We start from the raw sequence: 10,571 nt of genomic DNA, 5'->3' as shown, positions 1-10,571 counted from the left end.
AATCACGCGGATTCCCCCTCAGGACTCACCGCTCAAGTGTGCAAAACCACCACAGGAGCCCGAACAACACCACCCAGCGAGCACACCGGCCAACGCCAACCACCGACACCAGCACCCGCACCACACCCGCAAACGCGAAGAGCCCCTATACCCGCCTTGCTCCAGTTCTCGGCGTCGATGCGCACCATGATGGCGGGCTGATCGAAGTCCGCGGTGAAGGCCGCGACCATGTCCACCTCGACCGCAGTGTTCTGCTCCAAGGGGGCCAGCAAGGCGTGAGCGGTGTCGGCGATGAACCCGTAGCTGACGCGCCGCCACGCGTCGAATTCCTCCACAGCGGTGACCAGCAGGTCCCCACCCCTGTCCTCGACGGCGGCGGGCGGGTTCAGCCAGCGGCCTGCGGACCAGGGAAGCGTCATCATGACACGCCCCTTCCCCGAGCACGCCTGCCGGGGCGTACGGCGGCATACAGACCCTCATTGAAACCCGTCTACTCGCACCGAGGTCAGCTGACCCATGGGAACCGAGTCAGGCACAGCGTCCCCGATACAGGCCGTTGCAGATGGGACGGGAACCGCACTCCAAGCAGTTGCCGTCGAACCTGGGGACGTGCAGCTCGGCGGCGGGGATCTCCCAGCCGAGCGGGGCGCGCAGCTGCCAGGGGCGGCGGCTACGCGCGGCGTAGGACAGGCCGGAACGGTGCGCCTGCACGGACTGGTTGCGCTTGGAACCCATCGAATAGGTGCGTCCGTCCTTGATCAGCGTGGAGCCGGTCTCGATGAAGGTCATGGACACGTCCGCCTGCTGACACTGTGCCCGCAGGGAGCGAACCCAGTCGACGTCGAGTGGCCGAGCACCGCCGTAGTTCTCCCCGCCCACGATCAGCTGCTCGATCTGTCCGTCGGCGAGGTAGCGGGACAACTCGATGGGACCGATCAGGGGCGCGGCCATGGCACCCTTGTGAACGAAGGGCAGGTCGAGCAGCACGGGCAGGCGCTGATCGGTACGGCGCTGGTTCTCGACGGACACCGAGAGCATGACGTTGTCCCAGCCATCACCCCAGTCCTCGGGCAGGCAGCGGGCGACGCGGTGGGGGCGTTTGGTCAGCAGGAAGAACTTCACATCCGGCCGGGCGCGAATGATGTCCCAGGCCTCCTCACGCCAGGGGTCGGCCTGGCGCAGGAAGAAGTCGCTGGTCATACATACACGCAGCATCTCCCCGGCACGGACCTTGTAGGCGCCGGTGCGGTCCACGGCGAGCGGGTAGCGGAAGCCGGCGGGGCCGACGCGGCGAATAACCTCGCCGTCCACGCCCCAGGAGGCGTCCCGGAACATCATGAAGCAGTGGTCACAACCCTCGGAGACGCGACGGCAGCCGTGCCAGGGATTCCAGGCGTCGTGCACGTTCCTCCTCTCCTGGCGAGAGCCGAAGGCTCTGGCCCGGGTGCTCGGCCATCAGGCAGGTAGACCAAGGCGCCGGCGATTCGCATCGATTCGACGCTAAATGATAATGGTGCCGGCGGCCGTCCGCGCATCACGGAATCGGCGGCCGCGGTGAAACCTTGGAGTCAGTCTGCCCCGACGACGACGCGCTCCTCGCCGGTTTGTGGCGAGGAGCGCGTTCGGACTGTGTCGAGCAGCGAGTGCGGCGTTTAGAAGCTCAGGCCTGCGGCTGGCCGTCTGCCGGTTGCTGCGGATCGGTCTGCCGCTGGGGCTCGAATGCCTGCGGTACCTGCGGCTGCGGGGTCTGCGGCGCCTGGTACGCCTGCGGTTGCGGTGCCTGCGGCTGACCGTAGTCCGGCTGCTGGGGCTGGAATGCCTGTGGAGCCTGCGGCTGCGGCGCCTGATACGCCTGCGGCTGCGGTGCCTGCGGCTGACCATAACCGGGCTGCTGCGGGGCGCCGTAGGCGGGGTAAGCCGGAACCGGCCCAGCAGCGTCCTTCTTGATCAGGGACATGATCGAGTAGATGGCGATCGCGACGAAGAGGATCAGGTCGATCAGGACCATGAAGTAGCCGAAGCCGCGGGAAGCACCGTAGTCGAAGGCCTCGTTGTTTCCGAACAGCTCAGCGAGGCTCAGCAGGGTGCCGACGATGGCGACGCCCGGAATGACCCACATGACCCCCTTGGCGACCTTCTCCTGGAGGAAGACCAGGACCGTGGCAGCGATGGTGCCCACCAGCAGGATCCAGAAGAAGGCCCCATCCTGACTCCCTGCCAGGGACACCGAGTCGGAGTAACCCCACAAGGAGATGGAGGCGAATGGCGTGAACAGTGCCAGAAGCGTCACCAGCACGGAGGCTGCAGACAAACCGCCGAGAATATTGCGCACATTGGTCGGGAAGTGCGGGCTCGGCTTGGCCAGGAGGTTCTGGAACTGCGCCTGAGCCTGCTGCTGGAAGCCGGGCTGGGCAGCGGCCGGGACGGCCTGCTGCTGCGGGGCGCCGTATGCCTGCTGGGGAACCGGTGGAACCTGCGGCGCCTGTGGAACACCGTATGCCTGCTGCTGAGGCTCGGAAGCGCTCTGCTGCGGAGCGCCGTGCTGGGCGGATGAAGGCGGAACGGAGTCGGCGGGAACGCCGGACTGGGGTTCAGGAGACACTGGGTTGCTCATGCGTTTACCCTATGTCGCGCCCGCCGGAGACGGCATGGCAGCCACGGCACGGTGGAGTAACAGGATTCAGACTCGGCGGGCGATCGCCAGAGCCTCCGTTTCCCACCGCGCCACGGCTGCCAGTTCCCGTGGCGCGTGCAGCCAGTGCCCACCGCCCTCGATCACGGTCAGCTCGGCGCCGAAGCGGCGGCAGAAGCTCTCCACGGACTGGTTCGGAAGCAGTTCATCCCGCTCTCCTATGAGGACCGCTGTCGGCGTACCCCAGACGGTCACGCGGTTGGCCTCGGCGTAGGTGAGATAGCGCCAGGAGAGTGCTCCCGCATTGGTGGGAATCTCACCCCGCCGGGCCAGCTCGGCGCGCGTTACGCCCGCCTGGTGCAGCATCTGCTCGATCAATCCGAGCATGTCCAGCGCTGGGGATTGCAGCAGGGCCAACTCCAGGCGCTCATTTCCCAGTGCGATCAGGGATAGCCACGCCCCGATACTGGTGGCGCGCAGCCCCAGCACAGGCCATCGCCGCCGCATCCGCGCCGCCAGGTCACGCAGGTAGGGCACGCAGTCCCAGGGCAGTAGTCCCTCGGGCAGGTCGCAGGCGACGGTCTGCCAGCCGGCCTGCGCGGCACGCAAAGCGAATCCCTCGGCGTCGCGCCGCGAACCGCCCGCCCCGTGAACGCATAGGAAGACACGCGGCGCCGGATCACCCCAGATGGTGACGTCACCGAGGGCGGGATCCTCATGCAATTGCTCGCCTACCACAAAGCCAGCCTATTGGCGTAACTCGCCCGGCGCCGCCGCCTTAGCGAAGAGGGCGCCGGGCGAGCCTGCCTCCATCACAGGTAGTGGGCACGCAGGTCCTCGGGGGTCCTGGCGGACAGGTCGGCCAGCGTCACGTCGAAGACGGTGCGGGCGCCGGACTCGCCGCGGGCGGCCAGCTTCGCCACCGCCCGCCCCATGGCGGCCACCACGGAGCCGGTGAACTCCGGGTTGGAGTCGAGCTGCAGCTCGAAGTTCACGGTCTCGGCCACCCCGTCGGAGGTGTGCCCGCGGCGGATGACGGTGCCGCCGTGCGGGATGCCGGCGTGCTCGGCGGCCATTTCCTCGGCGGTGATGAAGGTGACGGTGGTGTCGTAGTCGGCGAAGTAGTTGGGCATCTCCTTGATCTCCCGCTCGATGCGGGCCAGGTCGGCACCCTCCTCGGCCACCACGTAGCAGTCGCGCGTGTGCATGGAGCGGGTGGTCAGCTCGACGTCGTCACCGGCCTTGACCGCGGCGACGGTCGCCTCCACCGGGCGGGTGTACTGCTTGGCATCGGCGACGCCGTCGATGCGGCGCAGGGCGTCGGAGTGCCCCTGGGAGACGCCGGGCCCCCAGAAGGTGGTGGTGGCGCCGTCGGGCAGGACGGCCTCGCCCAGGACCCGCAGCATGGAGAACAGGCCCGGGTCCCAGCCGGTGGAGATCAGGGCGACGTGCCGGATGCCTTGGCGGCAGCGTCGACGGCGGCGAAGTGCTCGGGGATGCGGGCGTGGGTGTCGAAGGAGTCGACTGTGTTGAACAGGGCGGCGGCCGCCGGGGTCTGCTCGATTAGGTCGGTGGCCGAGCCGCCGCAGTTCAGGCAGACGTCGATCTTGTCGGCCCAGGCGGGCATGTCGTCCACGTGGGCGACGGGGGCGCCCTGGGTGGTCACGGACGCCGGATCGCGGCGGGTGAAGACGACGACGAGCTCCATGTCCTCGTTCTTGGTGATGGCCTGCTCGGCGCCGCGTCCGAGGTTGCCGTATCCGTTGATCGCTACCCTGATCATGCTTCCTCCTGGTGTGCTTGCTTCGGGGCGATCCTAGAGAGCGGCCGTGTTGCCGCCGTGTGACAGGCCAGGAAGTGGTCCCCCTGCGGCTTCACCTTGGCACGTACGCGTAAGCGACAATGTGTCCCGCCATTGGCACAGCGCAAGCAGGGGGATGACATGATCGACGTGCTCAGGGAACGGTTCGAGGCGCACCCGCAGCGGCACGAGGGCATCTCCTGGGATGAGGTCGCCGCGCGCCTGGCCGCCCGCCCCGAGGCGCTGGCCGCGCTCAGGCGCATGGAGGACACGGGCGGGGAGCCCGACGTCGTCGGCTACGACGGGCAGGCGGACGCTTTCGTCTTCTACGACTGCGCGGCCGAGTCCCCCGCGGGCCGGCGCAGCCTGTGCCTGGATGAGGAGGCGCTGCGCTCCCGCAAGAAGAATCCGCCGCGGGGCAGCGCCGCGGGCGAGGCTGCGCCTTCGGCGTGGAACTGATGGGCGAGGCCGAGTACCACCATCTGCAGAGCCTCGGGGAGTTCGACCTGAAGACCTCCACCTGGCTGGCGACGCCGCCGGAGGTGCGCGCCCTCGGCGGGGCGCTGTTCGGCGACCGCCGCTTCGGCCGAGTCTTCGTCTACCACAACGGCGCCGAGTCCTATTACGGTGCGCGCGGCTGGCGCGGCGTTCTGCGGGTGTAGCGGTCGCGCTCAGCGCGCGGCCGGGGTCAGCCGATAGACGCTCATGCCGTCTTTGAGGTTTTGGAGGCAATGAAGGCATCAAAGTCGAAGGGCTCAGCAGGCCCACTCGCCTCGCCTTCCGCAAGCGCCTCACGCAACGCCGATGCTTCCGCCGCGCGGCGCACGATGCCTATCGCCCGCGGATCGTCGGGCAGGGCCACGAGGCCGTCGGTGGCGCCGGTCCAGTGCAGGGGCAGGGCGTACCCGGCGCGGGCCAGCGCCGCGCGAATGGCGGCGGCCCGGGGGTGGGCTATCACCGGCGGATAGGCGGCACCGGGGTTGATGACGTACAGGTCGGCGACGGCGTCGTGCAGGTGCGCCAGGCACGCACGGCGGCGGGAGAGTTCGACGTCGAGTTCCGGCGCGGCAAGTCGAGTGCGGATCGCGCCGGGCATGGGTGCGGGGGCCCAGGCGACGTCGAGTAGGTCCTCGACGGCGTCCTTGAGCGCGGGCGCCTCGGGGCGGCGTTCGGCGATCTCGGCGACGGCGGCCAGATCCGCGTTCACGGGGTCCTGGGAGAGCTCGGGCGAGCGGGCCAGCCCGCAGACCACGCCGCCGAGTGGAATAGGCAGCAGCTTGCGCAGGCTGGCGACTAGGTAGTCGGCGTCGGGGCGGTCTGCGGGGCTGGCGTCGTTAAGCAGCTCCCCGGCACGCGACAGCGCAGTGTGGGTGACGTCGGCGACGACGCGCGCCCCGGTGCGGCGGGCGGCGGCCAGAGCGGCGCGGAGTTCACCGTCGGCCCGGTTGCCGAAGGCTCGGCGTGCAGGATCAGCGGCGGACGGTTGCAGGCCGCGAGCGCGGCGGCGAGCGCACCGGGTTCGAGCAGGCCGGCCGGGCCACAGTCGACGTCGGTGACGTGCAGGCCCTCGAGTTCGAAGGGGACGGCCATGGCGGTGCAGCGCACGCGGGGCGCGAGGATCTCACGGACGCCGTCGGCGCGGGCCTCGCGGGCCACCAGGCCCAGTGCGTGCCGCCCGGCGGCGGTGAACACGAGCGGGGTCTGCGGAGCCGGCGACATGCGGCCAGGGTATGCCCGGCGCACACTGGTCGTATGAAGGACCTGTCGATCCCGCCCGGCCCGGGCTGTCCGCGGGGGCTGACGGTGCCGGCGGCGGAGCTGAGCGAACAGTTCACGCATGCTTCCGGACCCGGCGGCCAGGGCGTCAACACCGCCGACTCCTGCGTACAACTGAGCCTGGACCTGGCGACGACGACGGCACTCGACGCGCGGCAGCGGCGGCGGGCCCTGCAGAACCTGAATGAGCGTCTGACCGGGACCGTGCTCACGGTTACCGCCGCCGAGCACCGTTCTCAGTACCGCAATCGGATGGCGGCGCGGGAGCGCCTGGCGGGGTTGCTGCGGGGCGCGCTGGCATCGCCGGTGGCGCGCCGGGCCACCAAGCCCACCCGTGGCTCCCAGCGTCGTCGCCTGGCAGCCAAACGACGACGGGCGGAGGTCAAGACCCTACGGCGCCGACCGCCCGCCGAGTAGCGGCACAGGCGCTTGCCGGGCGGCAGGGGTACGGCCGAGCGGTCTCAGAGATCCGAGAGCGTCTGCGGCGTGTTCTCACCCGTGAGCGCACCGGGGTTGCGCAGACCCGCGCCGGCCAGGCGGGCAAAGCCGAGCCTTTCGTAGTACGGCAGCATTTCCGGATCGCAGCACAGGTCGACGGCGTACATGTCGCCGAGCTGAGCGAGCAGTCGGCGCACCAGCTCCGCGCCGATCCCCCGGCCCTGATAGTCGGGGTGGACCTCGAGCCAGGGGATGAAGACGTTGAGCACGCCGTCGCTGATGGCGTTTATGTAGCCGACGACGCGGTCGCCGTCGAGCGCCCAGACGCGCCGGTAGCTGCCGTCCATGACCGCCACCAGCTGCGCCGCGGAGGGAGGGGACGGCCAACCGACGAACATGCCCTCGATCTGGTCGGGCGCGACGGCGCCGCGGCCGGTGAGGTAGGTCAGCTCTCCCATGACGGGGATTCTAGGGCGCGACCCCTGACCGCATATATTGCCCTGGGCCCGTGCGAGCCTCGCCGGTCGGGTGGTGTCAATACCGCCGGTGTTGCGCTTTGAGGCGCGATCACTCCTCAATGATCGGGAAGCACGCGTCCGTCACCCAGGTGGAAGGGTCCGGGTTGTGCGCCGGGCCGACCCGGTAGATGTTGAACATGGGTCCCGTGCGCAGGTTGTGAGCGGCGATGTAGCCGCCAATCGCCGCGGTGGCCTCGGGCATGCCGTCGTAGCTGCCGTGGAGGGTTGCAACCACGACGTCGCGCGCGGGCACCTCACGGCATTCCAGCGGCGCCACCGGCGTGAAGGGCGTGGGGACCCTGATCCAGACCTCGACGTCGACGTCGGAGTCCCGGTACTCCGGGTCGAGGTAGGTGGTTCCACCCAGTCCCTCGTCGTGCTCGGGCAGCACCAGACCGCTGCGCTCCATCAGCGGCACGACCTCCTGCCACAGCTGGCCCTCGTCGTTGTAGGACGACAGCACGCGGCGCAGAGCCGCTACCGTCATGGCGGGCATGTGCATCTGGCGGACGTTGATGTCCATGGTCGACTCCTTGAGGTAGGCGTTGATCCGTTCAAATGCGGCGCTCACGCGCCCCAGGCGTTCCTGCTCGGCGGCGAGGCGGTCGCCGTGGGCGGACATGATGGCGCGCACACGCTGCGGATCACCACGGTTGGCCATGATCTCGGCGATCTCGCTGACCGGCATGTCCGCGTCACGCAGTCGGGTGATCCAGTGCGCGTCGGTGAGCTGAGAGGGAGCGTAGGACCGATGCCCGGTGAACGGGTCGACAGCCGCGGGCTCCAGCACGTGCTGTTCCTGGTAGTAGCGCAGCATCCTCACGCTGATCGCGGCCAGCCTGGAGAACAGTCCGATGCGCAGCAGCCGTTCGTCGTGATCCATGCAGCCATGAGACATCCTCACACCATGTCAGATGCAACGGGGCGCGCCACCCCCTTGTGCGGGCGCGGCAATCCGGCTGACTTCCTGCTGACCATTGACGACTACCACCGACTCGGGGAGACAGGCGCCTCACTAGTCGACAGGCTGAGCATGGATGACGACGTCGACGTCGAGTTCGAGCCGGCGTCCATTGGTCTGAAGGTCCCCGAGTTATGAGCTACCTACTGGACACCAATGTGGTCAGTGAGCTCCGCAAGCCCGCACGCAGGGCCGACCCCCAAGTGCGCTCATGGGTCACTTCACGAAGGCCGTCGGATCTGCACCTCTCGGTGATTACGATTCTTGAGGTGGAACTGGGTATAGCCAGGATGCACAGGCGGGATCACGCCCAGGCGCAGCGGCTGCAGTCATGGCTGGACGAGCGGCTCCTCGACGCGTTTGCGGGCCGGATTCTCCCCGTCGACCTGGCCGCAGTCCGCCGCGCCGCACACCTGCACGCCCCCTTCCCGCGACCGGAGCGCGACGCACTGATCGCAGCCACCGCGGCGGTCCACGGCCTGACTGTCGTCACGCGCAATGTCAAGGACTTCGCGCCGCTGGAGGTAACGGTCGCCAACCCGTGGGAGAGCAGGCCCCGATTAACGAAGCTGTCCGGACAACGTAGTTCCGTCAGTCCAGGAAGGCATGGACCTGCGAGGCGAAGAGGTCCGGCTCCTGGAAGATGGCGCCGTGCCCGGCACCGGGGTAGAGCTTCTCAAGCCTGGCGGCGGGCAGACGCGTCCCAGGTCCAAGGTGTTGGAACTGGGAACCATGAGGTCGTTGTCGCCGTTCACCACCAGGACCGGGTGGCCGATCCGGGACAGTTCCTGCGGTCTCTGCCGCCCCCAGCCATGCACTGCCCTGAGCTGGCGCAGCAGGCCGGGCACCCGCGCGGACCTGTCGGGACGTTTGCGGGCCGCCACACGGCCCAGAAACTCATCCGCCCTGCCCCACAACGCCACGGGGAAGAACAGGTAGTGACGGGCGCCTTCCGGGTCACGGCCGCCTGCGCCATAGCCCGGAAGGTCGGGCCCGGCACCCGGGTAATGCGGCTCTTCCGGTTTGGGGGTGTGGTGGTTGGGGTCGGGGCTGCGGTGCGGGTGGTCGTTCTCGGGCTCACGAGGACGTACTCACCGGACCAGGGCCGCTCTCAGGCAGACGAGGTCAATACCGGTTGGGCGGTACCGGCTTGCGACGATTCGCTGGGGCCGTTGGGACCGCCTGGGCGCCGGACCGGGACTGCAACCATTGACAACGCACACCGATGATCTTGGTGCCCCGCTCAACACGCCCCCGGGCCAGGACATGACCGCCCAGGCACAGGCCTGGCGTGCCCGCACGAGCGCCCCGGATGGCGGTTCGCCACTTCGCATGACGGTTCGTCACTTGGCACCAGCGCTTCGGCACTTCCGACGACGGTACGTATCCCCACCGTGCGAACCGTCACAAGAAGGTACGAATCACTGACCAGAGCGTACGAACCCTGACGCGAAGGCACGAACCGTCCATCAACACACGAGCCCCAGGCCCACACACCCTCGAACCGGAAGAGCCGGTAATCGCCCGCTTGCCGTGCACGATCTCGCTGATCCGACACGGAGGCACACCGATCGACACGGCGAGCTTGTGCTGCGTGATGCCGAAGGCGTTAATGAAGTCCTCCATCAGGACCTCGCCCCGATCGCCGGGCTCAGCTCATCGAAGATCTACCTCAATCTCCGCCCACCTCACCCAACACGGGCGACCCAAGAACTCCGGCGTCGGCAGCAGAGGCCGCACCCCGCTGCAGCGTCGCAGCTTGCCGCCACCCGACAGCCTGAATACAATGTATTCACGAAACACGAGAGGGACCCGACCGTGAGCACCATGACAGTGCGCATGAACGAGCAGGATGCCGAACTCGTCCGCAAGTTCGCCCAGTTCGAGGGCGTAACCGTCTCCGATTTCGCCCGTACCGCGATCCTGGAGAAGATCGAGGACTCCTACGATCTACAGGAGCTGCGCGAGGCGATCGCACAGGATTCCGGCGAGCGCTTCAGCATCGACGAGATCCTGTCCGAACTCGCCTCATGACCGCGCAGATCAGCCTGTACCGCGTCGAGTTGACCACGCGGGCCCGCAAACAACTGAAGAAGATGGACCGGTTTGACGCCAGGATCCTCGCCACCTGGATCAAGAACAACCTCGATGGGTGTGCCGACCCCTGCGCCTTCGGCAAGGGGCTGACCGCGAACCGCTCGGGCGAATGGCGTTACCGCGTGGGCTCCTACCGGATCCTCGCGCTCATCCACGACGACATCGTCACGATTGAGGTCTTCTCCATCGGACACCGCAACAAGGTGTATGACAACTGAGCCGACTCGCTACACATTAAACCGGAACTCCACCACATCACCGTCGGCCATGACGTAGTCCTTGCCCTCCATGCGGACCCGCCCGTGGGCGCGGACCTCGGCCATGGAGCCGTACTCCATGAGGTCGTCG

General features: G+C 68.3%; 14 protein-coding genes and 3 pseudogenes. 6 read left to right on the top strand and 11 right to left on the bottom strand.

The window, feature by feature from the left end; translation table 11 throughout:
• Positions 1–32: 32 nt before the first annotated feature.
• From BW737_RS08185 to BW737_RS08160, 5 genes and pseudogenes are all read right to left on the bottom strand, one after another.
• Positions 33–422, bottom strand: a complete 390-nt coding sequence (locus BW737_RS08185) for a DUF1349 domain-containing protein (protein ID WP_086614293.1) — start codon at positions 420–422, stop codon at positions 33–35.
• A 106-nt stretch (positions 423–528) separates the two neighbouring features.
• Positions 529–1,404: a DUF5131 family protein gene (locus BW737_RS08180; protein WP_086614294.1), complete on the bottom strand. Its 876-nt coding sequence runs from the start codon at positions 1,402–1,404 to the stop codon at positions 529–531.
• Between the two features lie 256 nt (positions 1,405–1,660).
• A complete protein-coding gene (locus BW737_RS08175) occupies positions 1,661–2,614 on the bottom strand; it encodes a hypothetical protein (RefSeq protein ID WP_143233336.1) in 954 nt (317 codons plus the stop codon).
• Positions 2,615–2,680: 66 nt separating this feature from the next.
• A complete protein-coding gene (locus BW737_RS08165) occupies positions 2,681–3,355 on the bottom strand; it encodes an alpha/beta hydrolase (protein ID WP_086614297.1) in 675 nt (224 codons plus the stop codon).
• 89 nt (positions 3,356–3,444) lie between these two features.
• Positions 3,445–4,415, bottom strand: a pseudogene (locus BW737_RS08160) (diaminopimelate dehydrogenase).
• Between the two features lie 159 nt (positions 4,416–4,574).
• On the opposite strand from BW737_RS08160, the pseudogene BW737_RS19910 reads away from it, so the two are divergent.
• Positions 4,575–5,095, top strand: a pseudogene (locus BW737_RS19910) (DUF4256 domain-containing protein).
• 41 nt (positions 5,096–5,136) lie between these two features.
• Here the strand turns inward: BW737_RS19910 and BW737_RS08150 are convergent.
• Together BW737_RS08150 and BW737_RS08145 are read right to left on the bottom strand one after the other, a co-directional pair.
• On the bottom strand, positions 5,137–5,685 hold the full coding sequence (locus BW737_RS08150; protein ID WP_257210625.1) for a type II toxin-antitoxin system ParD family antitoxin: 549 nt from the start codon (positions 5,683–5,685) through the stop codon (positions 5,137–5,139).
• 41 nt (positions 5,686–5,726) lie between these two features.
• Positions 5,727–6,152 (bottom strand): hypothetical protein, encoded by a 426-nt coding sequence (locus tag BW737_RS08145; protein WP_086614298.1) that lies wholly within the window; start codon positions 6,150–6,152, stop codon positions 5,727–5,729.
• 33 nt (positions 6,153–6,185) lie between these two features.
• Here BW737_RS08145 and arfB point away from each other — a divergent pair, with 33 nt between their 5' ends.
• Positions 6,186–6,626, top strand: a complete 441-nt coding sequence (gene arfB, locus BW737_RS08140) for an alternative ribosome rescue aminoacyl-tRNA hydrolase ArfB (protein ID WP_086614299.1) — start codon at positions 6,186–6,188, stop codon at positions 6,624–6,626.
• 44 nt (positions 6,627–6,670) lie between these two features.
• Here arfB and BW737_RS08135 read toward each other — a convergent pair whose 3' ends face one another.
• Together BW737_RS08135 and BW737_RS08130 are read right to left on the bottom strand one after the other, a co-directional pair.
• Positions 6,671–7,105 (bottom strand): GNAT family N-acetyltransferase, encoded by a 435-nt coding sequence (locus tag BW737_RS08135; RefSeq protein ID WP_086614300.1) that lies wholly within the window; start codon positions 7,103–7,105, stop codon positions 6,671–6,673.
• A 109-nt stretch (positions 7,106–7,214) separates the two neighbouring features.
• Positions 7,215–8,048 carry a MerR family transcriptional regulator gene (locus BW737_RS08130; protein ID WP_086614301.1) on the bottom strand — a complete coding sequence of 278 codons (834 nt, stop codon included), beginning with the start codon at positions 8,046–8,048 and terminating at the stop codon, positions 7,215–7,217.
• Between the two features lie 24 nt (positions 8,049–8,072).
• On the opposite strand from BW737_RS08130, the gene BW737_RS08125 reads away from it, so the two are divergent.
• Entirely contained in the window at positions 8,073–8,264 is a 192-nt protein-coding gene (locus BW737_RS08125) for a hypothetical protein (RefSeq protein ID WP_086614302.1), read from the top strand.
• A complete protein-coding gene (locus BW737_RS08120; RefSeq protein ID WP_086614303.1) occupies positions 8,261–9,355 on the top strand; it encodes a type II toxin-antitoxin system VapC family toxin in 1,095 nt (364 codons plus the stop codon). Before BW737_RS08125 ends, BW737_RS08120 begins: the two co-directional genes overlap by 4 nt.
• 265 nt (positions 9,356–9,620) lie before the next feature.
• On the opposite strand, the pseudogene BW737_RS18165 reads toward BW737_RS08120, so the two are convergent.
• Positions 9,621–9,752, bottom strand: a pseudogene (locus tag BW737_RS18165) (helix-turn-helix transcriptional regulator); the annotation flags it as partial.
• A 201-nt stretch (positions 9,753–9,953) separates the two neighbouring features.
• On the opposite strand from BW737_RS18165, the gene relB reads away from it, so the two are divergent.
• On the top strand, positions 9,954–10,160 hold the full coding sequence (relB, locus tag BW737_RS08110) for a type II toxin-antitoxin system RelB family antitoxin (protein ID WP_257210451.1): 207 nt from the start codon (positions 9,954–9,956) through the stop codon (positions 10,158–10,160).
• On the top strand, positions 10,157–10,441 hold the full coding sequence (locus tag BW737_RS08105) for a type II toxin-antitoxin system RelE family toxin (RefSeq protein WP_086614305.1): 285 nt from the start codon (positions 10,157–10,159) through the stop codon (positions 10,439–10,441). Before relB ends, BW737_RS08105 begins: the two co-directional genes overlap by 4 nt.
• Positions 10,442–10,450: 9 nt before the next feature.
• Here the strand turns inward: BW737_RS08105 and BW737_RS08100 are convergent.
• Positions 10,451–10,571 (bottom strand): DUF933 domain-containing protein (locus tag BW737_RS08100; RefSeq protein WP_143233335.1); only part of this gene is annotated, 121 nt, incomplete at its 5' end.

The organism is Actinomyces ruminis, assembly GCF_002154335.2.
GTDB classification, from domain to species: Bacteria; Actinomycetota; Actinomycetes; order Actinomycetales; family Actinomycetaceae; genus Actinomyces; species Actinomyces ruminis.
Note: the sequence above shows the minus strand (reverse complement) of the source record. Positions and strands in the feature narration are given on the sequence as shown.